15 protein-coding genes are annotated in these 21,445 nt (G+C 71.0%); 5 read left to right on the top strand and 10 right to left on the bottom strand.

Going from position 1 to position 21,445, the window contains the following annotated elements:
* Positions 1 to 34 precede the first annotated feature (34 nt).
* The 3 genes from hemC (at position 35) to SPRI_RS02700 (ending at position 5,073) form a co-directional block, all read left to right on the top strand.
* Positions 35 to 970, top strand: coding sequence for a hydroxymethylbilane synthase (hemC, locus tag SPRI_RS02690; protein WP_005307988.1), 936 nt, complete (start codon positions 35 to 37; stop codon positions 968 to 970).
* A 351-nt stretch (positions 971 to 1,321) separates the two neighbouring features.
* The gene (gene hpnR / locus SPRI_RS02695) at positions 1,322 to 2,836 is read left to right on the top strand and encodes a hopanoid C-3 methylase HpnR (RefSeq protein WP_005307990.1); all 1,515 of its coding nucleotides are present in this window, start codon (positions 1,322 to 1,324) and stop codon (positions 2,834 to 2,836) included.
* Between the two features lie 101 nt (positions 2,837 to 2,937).
* Complete coding sequence (locus tag SPRI_RS02700) at positions 2,938 to 5,073, top strand: SpoIIE family protein phosphatase (RefSeq protein ID WP_078535176.1); 2,136 nt, start codon at positions 2,938 to 2,940, stop codon at positions 5,071 to 5,073.
* Here SPRI_RS02700 and SPRI_RS02705 read toward each other — a convergent pair.
* Genes SPRI_RS02705 through SPRI_RS02715 form a run of 3 tightly spaced genes read right to left on the bottom strand, consistent with a single transcriptional unit; the run spans position 5,045 to position 7,717 of the window.
* Entirely contained in the window at positions 5,045 to 6,076 is a 1,032-nt protein-coding gene (locus SPRI_RS02705; protein ID WP_005307994.1) for an NAD(P)/FAD-dependent oxidoreductase, read from the bottom strand. The genes SPRI_RS02700 and SPRI_RS02705 overlap by 29 nt on opposite strands.
* Positions 6,073 to 6,588, bottom strand: coding sequence for an isoprenylcysteine carboxyl methyltransferase family protein (locus SPRI_RS02710; RefSeq protein ID WP_005307995.1), 516 nt, complete (start codon positions 6,586 to 6,588; stop codon positions 6,073 to 6,075). The genes SPRI_RS02705 and SPRI_RS02710 overlap by 4 nt, the downstream gene beginning before the upstream one ends.
* A 10-nt stretch (positions 6,589 to 6,598) precedes the next feature.
* On the bottom strand, positions 6,599 to 7,717 hold the full coding sequence (locus SPRI_RS02715; protein ID WP_050791391.1) for a type III polyketide synthase: 1,119 nt from the start codon (positions 7,715 to 7,717) through the stop codon (positions 6,599 to 6,601).
* A 45-nt stretch (positions 7,718 to 7,762) separates the two neighbouring features.
* On the opposite strand from SPRI_RS02715, the gene SPRI_RS02720 reads away from it, so the two are divergent.
* Complete coding sequence (locus tag SPRI_RS02720; RefSeq protein ID WP_275286597.1) at positions 7,763 to 8,623, top strand: UbiA family prenyltransferase; 861 nt, start codon at positions 7,763 to 7,765, stop codon at positions 8,621 to 8,623.
* 129 nt (positions 8,624 to 8,752) lie between these two features.
* On the opposite strand, the gene SPRI_RS02725 is transcribed toward SPRI_RS02720, so the two are convergent.
* From SPRI_RS02725 to SPRI_RS02750, 6 genes are all read right to left on the bottom strand, one after another.
* The gene (locus SPRI_RS02725; protein ID WP_053556673.1) at positions 8,753 to 9,823 is read right to left on the bottom strand and encodes an aldose epimerase family protein; all 1,071 of its coding nucleotides are present in this window, start codon (positions 9,821 to 9,823) and stop codon (positions 8,753 to 8,755) included.
* Positions 9,824 to 9,915: 92 nt separating this feature from the next.
* Complete coding sequence (locus SPRI_RS02730; RefSeq protein ID WP_005308003.1) at positions 9,916 to 11,103, bottom strand: substrate-binding domain-containing protein; 1,188 nt, start codon at positions 11,101 to 11,103, stop codon at positions 9,916 to 9,918.
* A 120-nt stretch (positions 11,104 to 11,223) separates the two neighbouring features.
* Complete coding sequence (locus SPRI_RS02735) at positions 11,224 to 12,273, bottom strand: ABC transporter permease (protein WP_005308006.1); 1,050 nt, start codon at positions 12,271 to 12,273, stop codon at positions 11,224 to 11,226.
* Positions 12,270 to 13,241 carry an ABC transporter permease gene (locus SPRI_RS02740; protein WP_005308015.1) on the bottom strand — a complete coding sequence of 324 codons (972 nt, stop codon included), beginning with the start codon at positions 13,239 to 13,241 and terminating at the stop codon, positions 12,270 to 12,272. The genes SPRI_RS02735 and SPRI_RS02740 overlap by 4 nt, the downstream gene beginning before the upstream one ends.
* A complete protein-coding gene (locus SPRI_RS02745) occupies positions 13,238 to 15,094 on the bottom strand; it encodes a sugar ABC transporter ATP-binding protein (RefSeq protein ID WP_078951203.1) in 1,857 nt (618 codons plus the stop codon). Before SPRI_RS02745 ends, SPRI_RS02740 begins: the two co-directional genes overlap by 4 nt.
* A gap of 148 nt (positions 15,095 to 15,242) precedes the next feature.
* The gene (locus SPRI_RS02750; protein WP_005308019.1) at positions 15,243 to 16,328 is read right to left on the bottom strand and encodes an ABC transporter substrate-binding protein; all 1,086 of its coding nucleotides are present in this window, start codon (positions 16,326 to 16,328) and stop codon (positions 15,243 to 15,245) included.
* A gap of 556 nt (positions 16,329 to 16,884) precedes the next feature.
* Here SPRI_RS02750 and SPRI_RS02755 point away from each other — a divergent pair.
* A complete protein-coding gene (locus SPRI_RS02755) occupies positions 16,885 to 20,151 on the top strand; it encodes a glycoside hydrolase family 2 (RefSeq protein WP_005308021.1) in 3,267 nt (1,088 codons plus the stop codon).
* A 364-nt stretch (positions 20,152 to 20,515) separates the two neighbouring features.
* On the opposite strand, the gene SPRI_RS02760 is transcribed toward SPRI_RS02755, so the two are convergent.
* Positions 20,516 to 21,403 (bottom strand): phytanoyl-CoA dioxygenase family protein, encoded by an 888-nt coding sequence (locus SPRI_RS02760; RefSeq protein ID WP_078535177.1) that lies wholly within the window; start codon positions 21,401 to 21,403, stop codon positions 20,516 to 20,518.
* Positions 21,404 to 21,445 lie beyond the last annotated feature (42 nt).

Genomic DNA, 21,445 nt, shown 5'->3' on the forward strand with positions numbered 1-21,445 from the left:
GTGGCGTGCCCGTCCGGCGGTCTATCGTGGACCCATGTCCACCCTTGACCAGATCCGCATCGTCTCCCGCGACTCCCCCATGGCGCTCGCCCAGGTGGAGCGCGTCCGCGCGGAACTGGCCGCGCTCCACCCCGGTATCCGGACCGAGGTCGTCCCCGTCAAGACCACCGGCGACAAGTGGATGGGCGATCTCTCCCTCGTGGAGGGGAAGGGCGCGTTCACCAAGGAGGTCGACGCCGCCCTGCTCGCGGGCGAGGCCGACCTCGCGGTGCACTGCGTCAAGGACGTGCCCGCGGACCGGCCGTTGCCCGCCGGGACGGTGTTCGCGGCGTTCCTCGAGCGTGACGACGTACGCGACGCACTGATCCACCCGGGCGGTCTGACACTCGACGAGCTGCCCGAAGGCGCCCGGATCGGGACCTCGTCCGTGCGTCGTATCGCGCAACTGGCCGTGTCCCACCCGCACCTGGAGTGCGTGCCGATGCGGGGCAACGCCAACCGGCGTCTGGAGAAGCTCGCGGCGGGTGACGCGGACGCGCTGCTCCTGGCCGTGTCGGGCCTGGAGCGCATCGGGCGCACGGACGTGATCACGCAGACGCTGTCGACCGACGTGATGTGCCCGCCGATCGGCGCGGGGGTCCTGGCCCTGCAGTGCCGGGAGGGCGACTCCGCGCTGATCGACACGGTGAGCGACCTCGGCCACCCCGGGACGCACCGGGAGGTCACTGCCGAGCGCATGTTCCTCCATGTGCTGCAGGGGCACTGCAACAGCCCCATCGCGGGCTACGCCCGGTCCGAGCGGAACGGTGAACTGTCCCTGCGGGCGAAGGTCTTCTCCCCCGACGGCAAGGTGATCCTCAACGCCCACGAGTGGGCCGGGCGCCTCGATCCCGCAACGCTGGGCACGTCGGTCGCGGTCGCTCTGCTCCGCCAGGGCGCACGGGAACTGATCGACGGCATCCCCCACTGACCTCCTCGGCCGGCCCCGCGCCGTGCGTGGCCCACGGGTCCGGACGACGGATTCACCGTCGACCGGTCCACGGACACGACCGGGCAGGACCCCACGGCCCGCCGGACCGTACAGGGAGCACCTGTCGCGGTGCCCGGCTCCCCCGGCATGTGCCGCCATGCGAGTCGGAAACGAGACACGAAAGGCGCTCTGCTCCGTCAGGTCCCCCGACTCGGATGTGACGAGGTGTTTGCTTGCCGACATCTCATGCCACCGTCCCGCACTCCGCGACGCGGCCACGATGGTGGACCGACAGGCCCGGAGTGCTGCGCAAAGGTGTGGGTTTTCCTCTTCTACGAGTTGGAGGCCGGCATGCGGTTGCTCTTGATTCATCCGAGCGCACTCATGTACTCGGAAATCTTCCTGCGTCTGGAGCCGCTGGGTCTCGAGCGGGTCGCGGGTGCCGCGCGGGAGGCCGGTCATGAGGTGTCGGTGATCGACCTGCAGACCGAGTCGCATACGGCACTGACACGTCTTCTTGAATCCTTCCGGCCGGAGGCCATCGGCGTCTCCCTCAATTATCTGGCCAACATTCCCGAGGCGATCGAGATCGCCCAGGACGCCAGGCGCAGGCTGCCCGGTGTCTTCGTCTTCTTCGGCGGGCACAGCGTGTCCTTCGTGGCCGGCGACGTCCTGGAGCAGGCGGAGGGCGCCGTGGACGCGGTGGTCCGCGGCGAGGGGGAGACGGCGATCGGGCCGCTCCTCGACGCCGCCCGCGACGGCGGTCTGTCCTCCGTGCCCGGGGCGGTCACCCTGGAGGGCCGGGGCCCGGCGCCCACGATGCTGCACAGCATCGATTCCCCCCGCCCGGCCCGCGACCTGCTGCGGCACCGCCGCCGCTACTTCATCGGGGAGCTCGACCCGTGCGCGTCCATCGAATTCACCCGCGGCTGCCCCTGGGACTGCTCGTTCTGCTCCGCCTGGACCTTCTACGGCCGCAGTTACAGAAAAGCCTCCCCTCAGGTCGCGGCGGAGGAAATGGCCGGCATCCGGGAGCGGAACGTCTTCATCGTCGACGACGTCGCCTTCATCCGTCCCGAACACGGTGACGGGATCGCCGCGGAGCTGGAACGCCGCCGTATCCGGAAGAGCTACTACCTCGAGACACGTGCCGATGTATTGCTGCGCAACAGGGAGATCTTCGAGCGCTGGTCGCGGCTCGGTCTGAAGTACATGTTCCTTGGTATGGAGGCGATCGACGCCGAAGGGCTCGACCTCTACAGGAAACGCATCAGTCCTGATGAGAACTTCCACGCACTCGAGACGGCGCGGAAGCTCGGCATCACGGTCGCCATCAATCTGATCGTCGATCCGGCCTGGGACCGGGAAAGGTTCCGGATCGTCCGTGAATTCGCCCTGTCGGTCCCGGAGATCGTCCATCTCACCGTGATGACTCCTTATCCGGGCACGGAGATCTGGCACACCGAGGCACGGAAGCTGACGACCCGCGACTACCGGCTCTTCGACATCCAGCACGCGGTCGTGCCGACGACGCTGCCGCTCGACGAGTTCTACCGCGAACTGGTGCTCACCCAGTCGGTGATCAACCGCAAGCACCTCGGCCTGCGGACCGCGTTCGGCGCGGCGCGCATCCTGGCGGCCAACCTCGCCCGCGGCCAGACGAACTTCGCCCGGATGCTGTGGCGCTTCAACCGCGTCTACAACCCCGCGAGGCAGATGGCGGACCACGACCGTCCGGTGCGCTTCGAGCTGCCGCTGCCCCGGCACGTCGAGGTGGAGGATCGCCGGCAGCTGTACATCCACGCGAAGCCGGCGCCTCAGGGCCGTAAGGACGCCGCGCAGAACCCCGACGCCGTGCCGGAATAGGGGTCCGGGCCGACGGTGCCCGTGCTGGTCCCGGGCTCGACCACCGAGTCTCGGATAGGGTGATTTGGTATTAAATGATCCATTGGTAGTGAGGTCTCGTCTTGGACACTCACCGGCCGGCGGGCCAGGTGCCGCCCGTAGGCGCTGTCGGGTACGCGGGCGTGCTCCGCGAGCTGCTGCCGATCGCCCTGTGGCGAGAGGACGCGGACGGGCGCGTCGTCGAGTGGTCCCTGGCCGCCCAGGATCTGCTCGGGCACCGGCCCGAGGCCATCCTCGGCCGGCCGGCTTCCGACTTGCTGGTCCCGGAGGGCAACGGGCCCCTGGCCGATCAGCTGACGCGGCGCGTCCACGCCGGGGAGACCGTGGTCGGAACCCTTTCGGTGCGCCACCGCGACGGGCACCGGGTGACGATGGAGATGTGGATCGTCCCGGCCGCCGACGCGCAGGGACGGGCTGGAGCCCTGCTGATCGCCGTGGAGACCTCGCAGGTGCTCCGTATGCGGGAATCGCTCGCGGCGCTGGAGAGTCTCTTCACCCAGTCGCCCATCGGTCTGGCCACCCTCGGCACCGATCTGCGCTTCCTGCGCGTCAACGATGCCCTGGCCCGGATGAACGGTGTCTCCCCCGCCGAGCATCTGGGCAAGCGGCTGACGGAAGTGGTGCCCGGCGTCAACGCCGCGTCCCTCGAAGCGATGATGCAGGAAGTTCTCGACCGGGGCGCCGCCCTCGTCGACGTCCGCCGTACGGGCCGGACGTCGGCGGACCCCGACCGGGACCGGACCTGGTCCTGCTCGTACGCCCCGCTGGTCGACGGCTCCGGCCGGACGCTCGGGCTGATCGCCTCCCTCATCGACATCACGGAGGAACAGCGCGCCGAGAACGAGGCCGAGCGCGCCCGGCGCCGCTTCGCCCTGCTCGCGGAGGCCGGGACCCGTATCGGCACCACCTTGGACCTCCTGCAGACCGCCGAGGAGGTGGTGCAGGTGCTGGTGCCCCAGCTCGCCGACTCGGCCGACGTACAGCTCCTCGAGGAGCTCATCGAACCGGACGAGTCCGCGGCGTCCACGCGCGGTGTGGTCCGCCGCATGGCCGCGGCCTTCCCCGAGCCGTCCGCCCCCACGGCGAAACTGGTGCCCGGCATGACGTCCCGGATCCCGGACGGCTCCCTGTACGAACGGGTCATCGCGGACGGGCGTCCGACCAACCTGTACCGCTCCGACGTGCCGGCGCTGATCACCGACCCCCGGGCCGACGATTTGCGCGCGTACCTCAAGACCCTGGGCTCGGCCCGGCTGATCCCCCTGGTCGCCCGGGGCAAGGTGCTCGGGGCGGTCGTGGTGACGCGGCTCAGTACGAACGAGCCCTTCGACGAGCAGGACTGCGTACTCATCGACGAGCTCGTCGCGCGGGCGGCGCTGAACATCGACAACGCGCTCATGTACACCCGTCAGCGCGCGGCGGCCCTCACTCTGCAGCGCAGCCTGACGAACAGCGAGCTCCCCACGGTCAGCGGCCTCGAACTCACCGGCCGCTACCTGCCCGCCAGCGAGCATGATGTCGGCGGCGACTGGTTCGACGTCATCACGCTGCCCGACGGCAGGACCGGACTGGTCATCGGAGACGTCATGGGGCACGGCATCCACGCCGCGGCCGTCATGGGACAGCTGCGCACCGCGGTGCGCACGCTCGCCCGCAGCGACATCCCACCGGCACAGGTGCTCCGCTCCCTCGACGCCGTGGTGGCCGACATGGGGCAGGACGAGATGGCGACCTGCGTCTACGCCGTCCACGATCCAGTCTCCGGGGGGTGCCTGATCGCCAGAGCCGGCCACCCTCCGCCCGCCGTCGCGTCACCCGGCGGAGGGATCACCTATCTCGACGGCCCGCCGGGCACTCCGCTGGGAACGGGAGGGCGGGACTTCCGGGCCGAACAGGTCCCGCTGCCGCCCGGCAGCCTGCTGGTCCTGTACACCGACGGCCTCATCGAGGCCCGCGGCCGGGACCTCGACCAAGGCCTCGGCCAACTCGCCCACGCCCTGCGGAACCATGATCAGCAGCCGCTGGACGAGATCTGTGACGGCGTCCTCCGGCAGCTGCTGCCCGCACGGCCGCAGGACGACGTCGCGGTGCTCATGGCGCGGCCGCAGGACACGCAGGCCGGCGCCGGGGCGAGCGGCCCGTCGACGGGCGCCGGCACGGCTCACCCCGTCACGCGAGTGCGTTCACCGCGGCCGTGAACACTCCGGGGAGTCTCTCGGCCGTGGGAACGATCAGCCGGGCCAGCAGGGGCTGCTGCCGGGCCCGTACGAGGCATTCCGTCAGAAGCCGGTGCCGCCGGGTCGCGGCCTTCCAGGCGGACTCGTAGGCGGCGGGCGTGCCGCGGCGCAGATGGCCGACCAGCACTTCGGCGCCTGTCAGGGCCAGCGAGAGGCCTTCTCCGGTGAGCGCGTCGATGTATCCGGCGGCGTCCCCGACCAGCAGCACGCGACCGTGGACGCGGGCGCCGGCCATTTGCCGGAGCGGACCCGCGCCCCGCACATCCGTCACCGCCTCCCCGGCGTCCAGCCGGGCGGCCAGCGCGGGGAAGCCGGCCAACTGCGTGCCGAACGGGGAGCGCCGGGAGGTCAGCAGCGCGACGCCCACGAGCCGGGGACCGAGCGGTGTCACGTACGCCTCGCCGTGCGGACCCCAATGGACCTCGACGTACGGGGACCGTGACGGCACCGCGTAGTGCCGGCGCAGTCCGTACCGGGGCGTGCCGCTGCTGGTGGTCGTCAGCCCGAGCGACCGTCTGACCGGCGAGTGGAGGCCGTCCGCGGCGATCAGCCATCTGGCGCGCAGGCCGGTTCCGCACGCGGTGACACCCGTGGCGTCCTGACGCACCCCTTTGACCCGGAGGGGCAGGACGGGGACTCCCTCGTCGACGACCGCCGTGTGGAGGGCCATGTGCAGACCGGTGCGGCGCACGCCGAGGCCGTGACCTTGCCGGAACGCGGCCTCGACCCCGCGCGAGCCCTGCACGTAGCGGATGCCGGCGATCGGATGGCCGGGGACCTTCAGACCGAGCGCACGCAGCGCCCGGACCGCGCCGGGCATGAGTCCCTCGCCGCACGCCTTGTCGATCGGCGCTCCGCGCGGCTCGGCCACGACGACGTCGAAGCCTGCCCGCACGGCGTGCAGCGCGGTGGCCAGTCCGGCGGGCCCGCCCCCGACGACGAGGAGATCGTGAGTGGGGCTCACGCCGTCACTGCCTGGGCGAGGGCGGTGTTCTCGCAGCGGACGCGGACGCCCATCAGCACCGCGTTGGACACGGTGAGCACGAGGGCCGTCAGCCAGGCGGAGTGCACCAGCGGCAGGGCGGCGATCTCGGCGACGACGGCGACGTAGTTGGGGTGGCGGGCGAAACGGTAGGGCCCGGCCCGGACCAGGCGGGCCCCGGGAACCACGATGACGCGGGTGTTCCAGTAGGGGCCGAGGGTGAGGATGCACCACCAGCGCAGCGCCTGGGCCAGCACGACGACGCCCAGCATGGACCATCCGAGCGCGGGCACGAAGGGCCGGTCGCCGATCGCCACCTCGACCAGGCAGCCCACGAGGAGAGCGGTGTGGAGGGCAACCATGACGGGGTAGTGTCCGCGGCCGTGCTCGACGCCGGCGCGGGCGAGGGTCCAGGCGGCGTTGCGCCTGGCCACGACGAGTTCGGCGACGCGTTCCGCCGCGACGGCGAGAACGAGCACGGTGTACCAGAGCATCAGCGTTTCCTCACCAGCGCAGCAGGACGAACTCGGTGCAGAACCCCGGTCCCATGGCGAGCAGTACGCCCCAGGTGCCGGGCTCCGGGCGCCCGGTCCTGCCGATGTCCTCGAGAAGCCTCAGCACGGAGGCGGAGGACATGTTCCCCACGCTCGCCAGTGACCGCCAGGCCGACTCCAGGGCGCCTTCCGGCAGGTCGAGCGTGTCGGCGACCGCGGAGAGCACTTTCGGGCCCCCGGGGTGGCAGATCCAGGTGCCGACGTCGTCCGGGACCAGGCCGTGGGCGGCGAGAAAGGCCCGCAGGTCCGGGCCGAGTCGCGCCCGGACGATGTCGGGGATGCCGGCGTCGACGACGACGCGGAAGCCACTGGCGCCGATCTTCCAGCCCAACAGGTGTTCGGTGTCGGGATACAGCCTGCCCTGGGTGGCCACCACCTCCGGCCGGCCGGCGGCCGGCCCCGCCGCCCCGCCGCCACGTGCGACGACGGCTGCCGCGCCGTCCCCGAAGAGCGCCCCCGCCACGAGGTTGGCGAGCGATCCGTCGCGCTGCTGCAACGTCAGCGAGCAGAGTTCGACGCTGAGGAGGACGGCGGTGTCCTCCGGATGGCCGCACAGGTAGTCGTGGATCCGGCCGAGACCCGCGGCGCCCGCGACGCAGCCCAGGCCGAAGACGGGGATCCTCTTGACGTCGGGCCGCATTCCCACGCGAACGGCGAGGCGGGCGTCGAGCGAGGGAGCGGCGACTCCGGTGATGGACGTGCAGACCAGCAGGTCCACGTCCGCCGCGGTGATCCCGGCACTCTCGAAGGCGCCCACCAGCGCCTCCTCGCCGAGCTCCAGACCGGCCTCGATCCAGGCGGCGTTGGACTGCCCGAAGTCGGTCAGCGCCGGGTACCGCTCGATGGGCAGGGCGAGGTGACGGGTACGCACCCCCGCCGAACGGTGCAGACGGCGCAGCAGGCCCCGGTCCTCGCCCGGCCGCAGGCACAGATCACCGATCAGCTCCGTCAGGTCGCTCTGGGCGTAGCGGTGCGACGGCAGAGCGGTCCGTACGGCGGCGACGGTGGTGGTCCGGTTCGACGCGGAGGAGTGGGCAGGCGCTCTTTCATCGAGCGCGGGGACACGCATACCGGGATGTCTCCTCACGGCCGATCCGGTCATTACCTTGCACCCGTGTCTCTATACCCCTCCGCGACTTCCCTTCGGGCGACACACCGGCTGCCGGTGTTGCTGCGTGCGAGCCACCCGGAGGCGTCGGTCGCCGTGACCGTGTTCGTCACCGCGCTCGCCCTGTCGGCCGGCCGTGGGACGGCCGGTTCGCTGGGCGTCGGGGCGGCCGTGCTGGCCGGGCAGCTTTCCGTGGGGTGGTGCAACGACGCGGTCGACGCGCGCCGGGACACCGCCGTCGGCCGCCGGGACAAACCGGTGGCGGCCGGTGCGCTGGCGCGGCGCGTGGTGTGGGGGGCGGCCGCGGCGGCGCTGGCCCTCTGCGTCCCGCTGTCCCTGCTCGGCGGAGTGACGGCGGCGACGGTGCACCTGGCCGGGGTGCTGGCCGGAGGCTGGGCCTACAACCTCCTGCTGAAGGGCACCGTGTTCTCCCCCCTCCCCTACGCGCTCGGGTTCGCCTCACTGCCCGCGTTCGTCACGCTCGGGCTGCCGTCGCAGCCGTGGCCCGCCTGGTGGGCGACGATGGGGAGCGCCGTACTCGGTGTCGGGGCGCACCTCGTCAACGTCCTCCCGGACATCGAGGACGATCTCGCGACCGGTGTCCGGGGCCTGCCGCAGCGCCTGGGTCCCACCGCGTGCCGGTGGCTCGCTCCCGCGGTGATGCTGACGGCGCTCGGCGTGCTCACCGCCGGGCCGCCGGGCACGGCAGGAGCGGCCGGCTGGGCGGTCGCGGCCGTGGCCGGGTGCGCGGCGGTGGCGGCCACGGCCGTGCGGCACGGCGACAGGAGGTGGCCTTTCCGTGCTGCGATCGCGGTGGCCGGTCTGGCCGTGGTGCAACTGCTGCTGCGGGGCGCGGACATCGCGTGACAGCGGGGACGTGCGCTGCCGGAGCGGCTGCTCATGGCGCTGCTGTGGCTCGGCGCGGAGCGGGGCTGTGGATCCCGGTCGGTGCCCAGGGCGTGACCATCGCGGAGAGCCTGGGGAAGTGACGGGGGCTCACGTCGACAGGTGCGGGAAGCGGAACTCGGTGCGGCTGGTCAGGGTCGCGCCGGGGCGCAGGACGGTGCTGGGGTAGTCGGGCCGGTTGGGCGCGTCGGGGAAGTGCTGGGTCTCCAGGCACACGGCGCCGTGGCGGCCGAGGCTGCGCCCGTGGCCGTCCATGAGTGAGCCGTTGAGCTGGTTGGCGGTGTAGACCTGCAGTCCTGGTTCTGTCGTCCACACCTCCATGACGCGTTCCGCGGCCGGGGCGGTGAGCCGGGCGGCGCGCCGGAGTGTGCCGACGGGGGCGGCGGCGAGGACCCAGCAGTGGTCGAAGCCCCCCGCTTGCTCCATCTGGTCGTCCGGGGCGGACAGCCGGTCGCCGAGAAGCCACGGCGCCGTCAGGTCGAAGGGGGTGCCGGAGACTTCGAGCGGCGGGCCCATCGGGATGCCGTCGTCGCGGACCGGCAGGTACGCGGGGGCGTCGACCTGAAGGGTGTGGGCCAGGATGTCGCCGGAGCCGGCGAGGTTGAAGTAGGCGTGGTTGCAGAGGTTGACCACCGTCGGCCTGTCCGTCTCCGCGGTGAAGGACAGGGAGAGGGTGCCGGAGGAGTCGAGTGTGTAGGTGACGGCGACGTCGAGCGCGCCGGGAAAGCCCATCTCGCCGTCCGGGCTGTGCAGCGAGAGCCGTACGGCGGCACTGTCGTCCTCGACCAGCGGGGTGGCGCGCCACACCTTCGTGTCGAAGCCCTCCGGGCCGCCGTGCAGCGCGTGCCCGCGGTCGTTGACTGGGACGTGATGGGTCGCTCCGTCGAGGGTGAAGCGGCCGTGGGCGATGCGGTTGGCGTACCGGCCGATGAGGGCCCCGAAGTACGGGCTCTTCTCCGCGTACTGGTCGACGGAGGGCAGGGAGAGGACCACGGAAGCGGTGTCGCCCGCGGTGTCCGGCACTCCGAGGGCGTGGAGGATGCCGCCGTAGGTGAGGATCTCGGCGTGGACGCCGGTGCCGGATTCCAGTCGCCACAGGCCGACGTCCTCTCCGCTCGGCGTACATCCGAACGGCCTGTGGCGCGCGGTGGGTCGGGGCATGTTGAGTCCTCGTAGCGAGTGGTGTCCCCAAAGAACACGGTTGGCCGGTGGGGGTCGGGTGCCCGGCGGTCGTCGGGCGAGTGCCGGTCTCTCTACGTCGCCGGTGCGGGACCGGGCTCCTGAGCCGGTGCCGGGCCCGGCACTCGGGCCGGGGCGGGCGCAGCCTCCGAGGCCGGGGCGGGCTCGGTCTCCGAAGCCGGGGCGGGCTCGGTCTCCGAAGCCGGGGCGGGCTCGGTCTCCAGGGCGGGGGCGGGGACGGTCTCGTGCCCGTCCGTGGGGCCGGTCGATTCGCGGATCACGAGCCGGTAGCCCGGTCTCGCCCTGCGTGGCTCGGCCATGACGTGTCCGGAGAGCCGTTCGACGAGGCTGTCCACGGCCAGCCGGGCGATGGCCTGCTTGTCGGGAGAGATGGTGGTGAGGGTGACGCTGCCGTAGCGGCTCTCCTCGATGTCGTCGAAGCCCACCACGGCGACGTCGTCCGGGACGGTGAGACCGCGTTCGGTGAGGGTGCGCATCGCTCCGAGGGCGATCAGGTCGTTGTAGGCGAACACCGCGTCCGGCTGTCGGCCCCGGTCGAGCAGGGCGGCCATGGCGGCGGCGCCGTCGGCGCGCCCGTAGCCGTCGGTGGCGACGACGAGCGTCTCGTCCGGTTCCCGCCCATCGGCGGCGAGTTCCTCGCGCCAGCCGCGCAGTCGCAGGTGGGCGGGCCGGCGCTCGCGGTCGGTGCGTGAGCCGAGGAAGGCGATGCGTTCGCGGCCCAGGTCCAGGAGGTGGCGTACGGCGGTGCGGGCGGCGGCCACGTTGTCGATGGCGATCTGGTCGTAAGGGGCCTCGTACTCCCGCTCCCCCAGCAGCACCAGGGGCGAGGTCTCCTGACGGCCGATGAGGTCCTCGGTCTCCAGGTGGATGGGGCTGAGGATCAGTCCGTCGATGACGTGCGACCGGAACTCCTGGCTGACCAGGAGCTCCCGCTCGCGCAGGCCGGCGGTGTGATCGACGAGCACCGTGTAGTCGTGGCGGGCGGCGGCGTCGATGACGGCGCCGGCCAGCTCGGCGAAGTAGGGGTTGCCCAGTTCCGGGACGGCGAAGGCGATGATGCCGGTTCGCCCCTTGCGCAGATGCCGTGCGGTGAGGTTCGGACGGTAACCGAGTTCGTCGATCGCCTGCTGCACCTTGGCGCGCATGTGCGGGGTGACATGGGGATAGTTGTTCACCACGTTCGACACGGTCTTGATCGACACGCCTGCCCGCTGCGCGACGTCCTTGAGGCTGACGCCCACGGCACTCCTTGTGTTCGACTTGAGCCGACCGGAAGGCGGCCGGGTTGTCCAGCTCCGTTGGTGGCGCCCGGGGCGGCGGCCCGCGGACCCGGTCCCCCGGGTCCGCGGGCGCCGCCGGGCTCAAGCGGTTCTTCGGCTTCGCGCCAGGTACCGCTGCGCGACCACGACGACGATGAGGAATCCGCCGCTGACCACGGACTGGTAGGACGAGTTGAGCGAACCGATCTGGTTGATGAGGTTCTGGATCACCGCCAGCAGGAGCACGCCCCACAGGGTGCCGCTGAGCGAGCCGGCGCCGCCGACGAGGAGCGTCCCGCCGATGACGACGGCGGCGATGGCGTCGAGTTCCATGCCGACGCCGATGATGGTCACGCCCGAGGAGAGCCGGGCCGCGTTGATCGCACCGGCCAGGCCGGCCAGCAGTCCGCTCAGCAGATAGACGGTGAGCCTGACGCGTGCCACAGGAAGTCCCATGAGCACGGCGGCGTCGCTGCTGCCGCCCACCGCGAAGAGCGTCTGACCGAACGAGGTGCGCTGGAGGACCACGCCGCCCGCGGCGAAGAGCGCCAGGGCGATCAGGATCGGGTAGCCGAAGCCCCAGACGCTGCCCTGGCCGAGTTCGGCGAACGCCGAGTCCTTCGGCACCAGGTAGGTGGTGGCGCCCTCGTCGGTGATGGCGAGCAGCAGTCCGCGGGCGCCCAGGAGGGAGGCGAGGGTGACGATGAAGGGGGCCATGCCCACTCGGGCGATGAGCACCCCGTTGAGTGCGCCGATCGCTCCGCAGACCACCAGCGGCACCAACAGCGCCGGGAGTACGCCCCATTGGGATGCCCAGGCCGCGAGTACGCCGCCGAGGGCGAAGACCGAGCCGACGGACAGGTCGATGCCCCCGGTGATGATCACCATGGTCATGCCCAGCGCCACGATGGCGAGGAAGGACGCCTGCACCGTCACACCACGGGCGTTGTCGAGCGTCGCGAACGTCGGGTAGACGAACGAGGCAATCAGGACGACGAGGAGCAGGACCGCGAGCACGCCCTGCCGCTGGACGAGCGAGGCGACGCGCTGCCTGCCGGACACGCCGGCCCCGGCCTCCTGGCCGGCCTGCCCGCCGGCGCCGGGCGACGGGGCACGTGACCCCGCGGGGTCGAGAACTGAGGAGAGTTTCATCGGGATCGGCGCTCCCGTGCGACGTAGACGGCGACGATGATGATGGCCGCCTGGGCGATCTGGGCGGTCGAGTCGGGCAGGTCGTGCTTGACGAGCGTGGCGCGCAGCAGCTGCATCAGCAGCGCTCCGGCCACGGTGCCCAGCACGCGGATGGAGCCGCCGCTGAGCGGTGTCCCGCCCACGACCACCGCGGTGATCGCGGACAGCTCCATCAGATTGCCCAGGGAGGAGGGGTCACTGGCGGTGAGACGGGCGGTGGCGAGGATGCCGGCGAGCGCCGCGAGTACACCGCACAGGATGTAGACGCCGGTGAGGACGCGCTTGACGGGCAGGCCCGCCAGTGCCGCGGCGGGCCGGTTGCCGCCGATCGCGACGACCTGCCGTCCGAAGGTGGTGCGGTGGACGAGGAAGGCGACGGCGAGCGCCAGCACCCCGGCGATCAGTACGACGAGCGGGATGCCGAGGAAGCTTCCGGTGCCGAGGGCGAGCAGGTCGGGGTTGGCGATCTGCTTCAGCTGCCCGTCCGCCATGACCAGGGCGATCCCCCGGCCTCCGACGAAGAGCGCGAGTGTGGCGACGATGGGTTGCAGGCCCACCACGGACACGAGGGTGCCGTTCACCGCGCCGACCACCGCTCCTGCGAGGAGCGCGATCAGCAGGGCGGGAACGAGGCCGTAGCCGAGGTAGAGCGGCAGTACGGCTGCCGCCAGTGCCATGGCGGAACCCACCGACAGGTCGACGCCCTCCGTGCCGATCACCAGCGCCATGCCCAGGGCCACGATGACGACGGGGGCGACCTGGATCAACTGGGTGCGGAGGTTGTCGGCGGTGAGGAAGTGCTCGGTGAAGAAGGCGTTGAACAAGAGGAGCGCGGCCACCGCGGCGTACACGCCGTACTCCTGGAACCACGCGGGTCCGGGCAGCCGTGGCAGGCTCCGCCCCGGCGCTGCGGGGGCGTGGGTGGTCATCGCAGGTCCTCCTTGACGGCCGGGGCGTCGGCGGGGGCGTCGGCCGGGAGATCGGCTGCGGCCCGGCCGGGAACCGGGGCCGGATGCGGGTCGTCCGGGGCGGTGGCCACGTCGGGAGCGTCGGCCGCGTCCGGGGCCGGGGTGAGCGGGTCCGGGGTGTCGGCGCCCGCGCCTGCCTCGGCCTCCGTGCCACCGCCGGCCCCGCCCTCCGTGCCACCGCCGGCCCCGGCATCGGCGCCTGAACCGGTGTCCGCCTCCGGCGGAACGGGCGCGGGCGGTACCGGCGCGGGCGCGTGGTCGGCGAGCACGGAGAGCAGCGCGGCCTCGCTGACCTGGTCACCCGTCAGCTCACCTGCCGTCGCTCCGCCCCGCAGCACCACGATCCGGTCGGACCCTTCGATGAGTTCCTCGATGTCGGAGGAGATCAGCAGCACGGCGAGCCCTTCCTGCGCGAGCTCGTCGATGAGCGCCTGCACCTCGGCCTTGGCGCCGACGTCGATGCCCCGGGTGGGCTCGTCGAGCAGCAGCACCTTGGGCTCCAGGCACAACCAGCGGGCCAGCAGCACCTTCTGCTGGTTGCCGCCGGACAGTTCGCCGACCTTCTGCTCGGGGCTCGACGCCTTGATGCGCAGCCGCTTCATGAAGATGTCGACGATGCGGTCCTGCCGTTTGCGCGAGACGATGCCGCCGCGGGAGAGCCGCGGCAGGGCGGCGAGCACGATGTTCTCGCGTACGGAAAGGCCCGGCACGATGCCCTCGGCCTTTCTGTCCTCGGGCAGCAGGCTGATCCCGGCGCGGATGGCACTCGCGGACGAGATCCGGCGGAGCACCCGCCCCGCCACGCTGATCGTTCCCTTGTCCAGGGGCAGAGCGCCGGCGAGCGCCTTGGCGGTCTCGCTGCGTCCCGATCCCAGCAGGCCTCCCAGGCCGAGCACTTCGCCGGGGTGGAGGTCCAGGGATATGTCGTCGAGCCGGTGCCTGCTGGTCAGTCCGTCGGCGGTGAGGATGGGCTTGCGCGCGATGTCGTGGTCCTCGTCGCCGAAGCTGGTCACTCCGTGCCGGCGGACCTCGGTGATCTCCCGGCCGAGCATCATGGACACCAGCTGCACGCGCTCGAGGTCCGCCAGGTCGCCGGTGTGGATGTGCCGGCCGTCGCGGAGCACGGTGACGCGGTCGCAGACGCGGTACAGCTCGTCCATGCGGTGACTGACGTAGAGGACGGCGATGTTCTGCCGGCGCAGATCCTCGATGACCCGGAACAGGGTCTCGACCTCGCGCGGCTCCAGGGACGAGGTGGGCTCGTCCATGATCACCACTTGGGCCCGTACCGACACGGCGCGGGCCAGCGCGACCATCTGCTGGGTGCCGACGCCCAGCGTGTGCAGGGGCCGGCGCGGATCCACGGTGACGCGGAAGCCCTCCAGCAGGGTGGCGGCCTCCCTGTGCATCCGCCCGAAGTCGATGAGTCCCAGCCGGGTCCTCGGTTCGCGGCCGAGGAAGATGTTGCGGGCCACGCTCATCAGGGGGACGAGGTTCACCTCCTGATAGATCGTGGAGATGCCGGCCTGCTGCGCCTCGAAGGGCCGGGCGAAGTGCACTTGCTGCCCTGACAGCAGCAACTCGCCGCCGTCGGGGCGGTGGACGCCGGTCAGTACCTTGATCAGCGTGGACTTGCCCGCCCCGTTCTCGCCGACGAGCGCGTGGGTCTCCCCGGCGCGCAGGGTGAACGAGACGTCGTCGAGCGCGACCACGCCTGGGAAGCGTTTACTGACGCCGCGAGCCTCCAGCACCGTCGGCGTGACCGACGGCGGTTCGCCGGTCGCCGCGGACGCTGCCGCTTCGGGGGATGCCATGAAGTCGGCCTTCCGGAAATCGTGTGGGATGGTTCCCGGGCCGCCGCGGGCTGAAGCACCGCGGCGGCCCGGAGCGGGCGAGGGGCGTGTCGCCGGGTTCCGGCCCCGCCCAGGGGCGGACGGCGCCGCCCTCGCGACCCGCCCTCGGTCAGTACGCTCCGCCGATGGACGCCTTGGCGTTGGACTCGTCGTAGGAGCGGTCGCTGATGATCACGTTCTCCGGGATCTCCTCACCGGCGTAGAACTTCTGCGCGGTGGCGAAGGCGAGCGGACCGAAGCGGGGGTTGGACTCGATGACCGCGTTCATCTCGCCGTTGACCAGGGCCTGGACGGCGTTGCGCGTGCCGTCGATGGAGACGACCTTGACGTCCTTGCCGGGCTTCTTGCCGGCGGACTTCAGGGCGGTGATGGCGCCGAGCGCCATCTCGTCGTTCTCCGCGTAGACGGCGGTGATGTCGGGCTTGGACTGGATGAGCTGCTCCATGACCTGCTGGCCCTTGTCGCGGGCGAACTCGCCGGTCTGCTGAGCGACGATCTCCAGGCCGGGCGCCTTGGCGGCGACCTGGTCGACGAAGCCCTTGGTGCGGTCGGTGGTGACGTTGTTGCCGGACGCTCCGAGGAGAATGGCGACCTTGCCCTTGCCGCCGGTCGCCTTGATCATCGCGTCGGCGGCGCGCTTGCCCTGTTCGACGAAGTCCGAGCCCAGGAAGGCCAGATAGTCCTTGCACGCGCCCGCGTTGACCTTGCGGTCGATGGTGAGGACGGGGACCTTCTTGGCCGCGGCGGCCTTGAAGGCGGGCTCGAGGCCGTCGGAGTTCAGCGGGGCGACGATGAGGAACTGGGCGCCCTGGGCGAGCATGTCCTGGATGTCGCTGATCTGCTTGGACAGCTGGGACTGCGCGTTGGTCGTGAGAAGCTTCTTGACGCCGAGCTTCGCGGCCTCGTCCTTGATGGACCGGGTCTCCGCGATACGGAAGGGGTTGGCCTCCTTCTCCGACTGGGAGAAGCCGACGACCGCGTCCTTCAGGTCGAGCTTGGGGGCGCCGTAGGTCTCGAGCGTGCAGCCGGATCCCGAGCTGCCGGCGGGCGTCTCGGCCGCCTGGGCGGCCTGGCTGCTGTCACCGCCGGCGTTGCTCGGGGTCTCCGACTTGGCGCAGCCGGACACGGCCAGCGTCGCGGTGGCGGCGAGCAGACAGGCGACGGTGAGCGAGCGAGATCTCTTCGGGATGGTCATCTCAGGACACTCCTAGGCGGGGGTGAGCGCACCGCCGAGTGGCGTGCGGTCGGGCGGCGTCGGGTACGGAGAGTCAGCCTGCGCCCAGTCCGGCAGGCTCGGTCAGAAACAACTCCGACCTGGGGAAAGGAAGGTGGAACGCGTCCGAACGGCCGTTGGCGACCTCGGATTTACAACGTTATATAGCTGCCGGTCGACATGCGGCAAGGGTGTTGCGCGACGTTTCCCAAATGTGTCGGGACGAGGGCCGGTTCGCGACGGGGGCCACCCCGGGCGCCGCTCTGCACAGGGCCTGGACAGCCGCCGGACGGCGTGCTCTCATTCCGCTGCACACAGTTTTCCAACGATGGAACAGTGGTCGGCAAGGGACGCCGGCCGCTGTCTGCGCCGGTGCCCCGCCCACGTGGACGGCCGACGGCCGAGGCACGCTCCAAGGAGCGTGCCCGGACGCTGAGGCCGCCTTCCTCGCGGGCGGACGTCCCCCATCACCGGATCCCATCCGCGCGTCCACTCCTCACAGGCCCGGCTCCGATCCCTCTGTGCGAGGAAAGATTCGATGACAAGACAACTCACCCGCTCCAGAACCAGGTTGTGGGCGCTGCTGACCGCAGCCGTCCTGACACTGCCGGTCAGCGGCCTGGTGCCCACCGCGTCGGCCGCCGAGCCGATCAGCACCACGTCCGCGTCCGCTGCCGAGAACGCCGCCATCGAGGTGCACGGCCTCAAGGGCGAGTACTTCAGCATGTCGGCGCCCGGTGCCAGGGACTTCGCCGAACTCGGCGGCGTATCGCTCGATCCCCAGATCAACTTCCCCGGCCTCGCCGCCACCTTCGAGTCGCTGACCGGGCGGGCGGAGCACACGACCGCCCGCTGGACAGGCATGATCGAGGCGCCCGCCACCGGGGACTACACGTTCTACGGCATCGGCGACAACGGCTTCCGGCTGTTCATCGACGGCAAGCCCGTCATCGACCACTGGGAACCGGACTGGGACAAGGAGCAGACCAGTGCACCGGTCAGGCTGACCGCCGGCGAGAAGCACGAGTTCCGCCTCGAGATGTTCCAGGACTTCGGCGGGGCGAACATGTTCCTGCGCTGGTCGAGTCCGGCGATGGGCAAGCAGCTCGTCCCCGAGTCGGCCTTCACCCCGCCCACCGGCTTCCAGGTTTACCCGGTGGAACTGACCGTCGCAGAGGACGGCAGGCAGTTGCGGGCCCGGTTCGAGAACAAGGTCAGCGACATCGACGCGGTCAAGGACCACCTGAAGATCGAGGCCGACACGACGGCCATGCCGATCGGGTCGGTCGCCGTCGACTCCGGCGACCCGAACTCCCTCATCGTCACCCTCGCGGCGCCGATCCAGAAGAACCAGCAGGTCAAGGTCACGTACGACGGTGAAGGCGGCCTCAAGGCCGGCACCGGGACCGTGCCGCAGATCATCCGCTCGGCGCAGAACGCCTCCACACACCGGCTCACCACCCCGTGGGGCGACAAGGTCGACAAGAACAACCCGCTGCCCGAGTACCCCCGTCCGCAGCAGGTGCGCGGCAAGTGGAAGAACCTCAACGGCCCCTGGCAGTTCAGCGGCGCGAAGGCGGGTGAGCAGCCGGTCTTCGGCAAGGACCTCGACGAGAAGATCGTCGTGCCGTTCCCGGTCGAGTCGCAGCTCTCCGGGCTCGAGCGGCACGAGGACCACATGTTCTACCGCAAGCTGGTGAACGTGCCCCGGGACTGGAAGGTCGGCAAGACCAACCGGCTGAAGCTCAACTTCGGCGCCGTCGACTACCGCGCCCGCGTTTGGGTCAACGGCAAGCAGGTCGCCGACCACACCGGCGGGTACAACGCCTTCAGCGCCGATGTCACCGACGCGCTCAAGGGCACCGGACCGCAGGAGGTCGTCGTCGCGGTCACCGACACCGGCGGCGCCAACCAGCCGATGGGCAAGCAGTCCACCAACCCGGGCGGCATCTTCTACACCCAGACGTCGGGCATCTGGCAGACGGTCTGGATGGAGCCCGTCGCCGAGGCCTCGATCGACAACGTCGTCACCACGCCCGACATCGACACCAGCAGCCTGGCGGTGACCGTCGAGTCCGACGACGCCTCCGCGAACGCCCGTGTCGAGGCAGTCGCCCGCGACACGCGTGGCAACGTTGTCGGCAAGGTCAGCGGGCCGGCCAACAGCAAGCTGCGGCTGCCCGTGGCAAAGCAGCACCTGTGGACCCCGGACGACCCGTACCTCTACGACCTCGACGTCAAGCTGACCGACGGCAGGTCGACCGACCGGATCGACAGCTACTTCGGTATGCGCAAGATCGGGATCGAGAAGGTCGGCGGCTTCCAGAAGCTGGTGCTCAACGGAAAGCCGGTCTTCTCCCTCGCCACGCTCGACCAGGGCTTCTGGCCCGACGGCCTCTACACCCCGCCCAGCGACAAGGCCCTGGCCTTCGACCTCCAGGCGCACAAGAAGCTCGGCTTCAACGCCGTCCGCAAGCACATCAAGGTGGAGTCACCGCGCTGGTTCTACCACGCGGACCGGCTCGGCCTGCTGGTCTGGCAGGACTTCGTCTCCGGGAACATCACCGACGAGACAGGGCAGAAGGCCTTCGTCGACCAGGGCAGGGAGATGATGCGCCAGCATCACAACTCCCCCTCCGTCATCGGCTGGATCGTCTTCAACGAAGGCTGGGGCGAGTGGAACCGTGAGGAGAGCGGCCGCATCGCCGAGTCGGTCAAGGCCGCCGACCCGTCCCGTGTCGTCAATGCCCACAGCGGCGTCAACTGCTGCAACTCCAAGGGCGACTCGGGCAAGGGCGACATCATCGACCACCACGACTACAACAACACCGACCCCGCCTTCCCCGACGCGAACCGCGCCGCCATGGACGGCGAGCACGGAGGCTTCACCCTGCGCACCCCGGGCCACATGTGGCCGGGCGCTCCCACGGTGATCTACAGCGGGGTGGCCGACAAGGACGCACTCACCCGCAAGTACGTCGAGAACACCGAGAAGTTCTACCTCGAGCAGGCCGGCGCCGAGCTGTCCGGCTCCGTCTACACCCAGATCTCCGACCTGGAGAACGAGCTCAACGGCCTGTACACCTACGACCGCCGGGAGATCAAGGTCGACCCGGTCAAGGTGCGCGACGTCAACCGAAGGATCATCGCGGCAGGCGCAGCCGCGGGCGAGCGTGACGAGCTGAAGGGCGGCGGGTACTGGGCCCTCGACGAGGGCAAGGGAACCACCGCACGGGACGAGGGCCCCAACAACAAGCCCCTCCAGCTCACCGAGGGCACCACCTGGGCCCCGGGCGTCAGCGGCAGCGCGCTGAAGTTCGACGGTCAGGGCCGGTTCGCGGAGACCGACGGGCCGGTGCTCGACACCACCAAGAGCTACTCGGTGTCCGCCTGGGTCACGCTCGACGCGGTCCCCGGCAACTACGCGACCGCCGTGAGCCAGGACGGCCGCCGCCAGGAGAACCCCTTCTATCTGCAGTACGGGCAGGGCGCCTTCGCCTTCAGCACACCCGGCGGCCACCGCGCCCGCGGGGAGCTCGTGCCGGAACTGGGGCGCTGGTACCACCTGGTGGGCGTGCGCGACAGCGTGAGCAACGACATCAAGCTGTACCTGGACGGCAAGCTGGTCGCCACCGCCGAGCCCGGTCCGGCCGACGTGAGCACCGGCCCTCTCTCCGTGGGCCGCGCCAAGTGGAACGGCGGGAACGTGGACTTCTGGAACGGCTCCATCGACCAGGTCCACGCGTATGACAAGGCACTCACCGCCGAGGAGGTGAGCGCTCTCCACGCCGGGGAGAAGCCGTAGCACCAAGAGCGGGGACGGTCCCCGGCGAGCGGTCGACACCGTTCGCCGGGGGCCGTCGTTTGCGCGGCAGCTTCCTTTTACCGGGGACCGTCTGTCGCGACAGCAGCTCCCTTCGGCCGAAGGCCGTTCGCGGGCTGCGGGACGGCTCCCCTCGACCGGGGAGAGTCGTTCACGGGGGGCCTCCTCCAGGGCGGGGGGCCGTCGTGCGCGGCGGCTTTCTGCGCCGGAGGCGGTTCGCGGGCCGCGCGGGGCGGCTTCCTGCGGCCCTGGGCCGGCGTGCGCCGGGCGGCGGTGTCGCCGCGCGGCGGTGTGTCGTGGCGGGGGAATCCGCCGACTCCCCCGCGTCCGGGGGGACTTCAGCAGCTCAGGCGTCGCCCATGACCAGGCCCTCGATGGTGTGCTTCTGCGTCACGGGGGTCAGCGCCTCCACGACCGGGCAGTCGAGGTGCCGGCGTACACGGTCGGAGAGCGTTTGCCAGTAGGCGCGGGTCACCGCGGTGTCGTGACGGTCGCCGTTGGTCGCCTCCGGGCCGTCGACGCCGAGTACCAGCACGGGCCGGGGCCGTTCCGAGTGATTGGTGGTTCCGCGGTGGACCGTCAGCGCGCTGCGGGCGGAGATGTCGCCGCGCTGCGGGAATTTGCGTACCGCGCGCTGCTCGTAGCGTGCGCGGTCGGCCTTCGGCGGGAACATGCCGTGTGCGAAGTCCGGGCCGTCGTCCCACTGCGTCCCCGGGGCGATCTCGAACGGGCCCATGTCCGGCGTCGTGTCGACCGTCGTCACGTTGAAGGCGAGCGAGGTGTAACGGCGCTCCCTCCGGGTCTCCTCCGGCATCGGGAAGTCCCGGTGCCACGGCTGGTCGACGGCGCCTGCGAGCGGTACGTCGAAGCCGACCTCGACGATCCGGTAGTCGGGGCCGAGGACGGCGGCGCACAGCGACCGCACCCAGGGGTGGTCGACGAGGTCAACGAACCCCCGGATCTGTTCGGGGTGGATCTCCACGTAGTAGCGGTTGGGTCCCCGGCCGACCGCGCCGCCCGGCCGTCGGCGGGCTTCCTCGAAGGCCAGGGCGATGTCCTCCCCGAGCCGGTCGGCCCATTCAGGGGTGAAGGCGCCCTTCCGGGCCGTGACGCCGTCGCGGTAGAGGGCCTCCACATCCGCGCTGACGTCCACGTCGGCGTCGGCGTCCACGGCCGGGCCCGCCTCCGCGTCCGGGTCGGCGGCGGGGGTTCCGGGGAACACGGGACTACTCATCTCTGCCTCCTCGCACAAGCTGACGCCGCCATATTGCATCGT

It is taken from the genome of Streptomyces pristinaespiralis (assembly GCF_001278075.1).
Lineage (GTDB): Bacteria > Actinomycetota > Actinomycetes > Streptomycetales > Streptomycetaceae > Streptomyces > Streptomyces pristinaespiralis.

Excerpts from the sequence above, each read along its gene's own strand:
- SPRI_RS02725 (WP_053556673.1), bottom strand. The coding sequence starts at position 9,823 with ATGCCCCGACCCACCGCGCGCCACAGGCCGTTCGGATGTACGCCGAGC.
- SPRI_RS02750 (WP_005308019.1), bottom strand. The coding sequence starts at position 16,328 with ATGACCATCCCGAAGAGATCTCGCTCGCTCACCGTCGCCTGTCTGCTC.
- hpnR (WP_005307990.1), top strand. The coding sequence starts at position 1,322 with ATGCGGTTGCTCTTGATTCATCCGAGCGCACTCATGTACTCGGAAATC.
- SPRI_RS02755 (WP_005308021.1), top strand. The coding sequence starts at position 16,885 with ATGACAAGACAACTCACCCGCTCCAGAACCAGGTTGTGGGCGCTGCTG.
- SPRI_RS02740 (WP_005308015.1), bottom strand. The coding sequence starts at position 13,241 with ATGACCACCCACGCCCCCGCAGCGCCGGGGCGGAGCCTGCCACGGCTG.
- SPRI_RS02760 (WP_078535177.1), bottom strand. The coding sequence starts at position 21,403 with ATGAGTAGTCCCGTGTTCCCCGGAACCCCCGCCGCCGACCCGGACGCG.
- SPRI_RS02745 (WP_078951203.1), bottom strand. The coding sequence starts at position 15,094 with ATGGCATCCCCCGAAGCGGCAGCGTCCGCGGCGACCGGCGAACCGCCG.
- SPRI_RS02735 (WP_005308006.1), bottom strand. The coding sequence starts at position 12,273 with ATGAAACTCTCCTCAGTTCTCGACCCCGCGGGGTCACGTGCCCCGTCG.
- SPRI_RS02710 (WP_005307995.1), bottom strand. The coding sequence starts at position 6,588 with ATGCTCTGGTACACCGTGCTCGTTCTCGCCGTCGCGGCGGAACGCGTC.
- SPRI_RS02715 (WP_050791391.1), bottom strand. The coding sequence starts at position 7,717 with ATGCGTGTCCCCGCGCTCGATGAAAGAGCGCCTGCCCACTCCTCCGCG.
- hemC (WP_005307988.1), top strand. The coding sequence starts at position 35 with ATGTCCACCCTTGACCAGATCCGCATCGTCTCCCGCGACTCCCCCATG.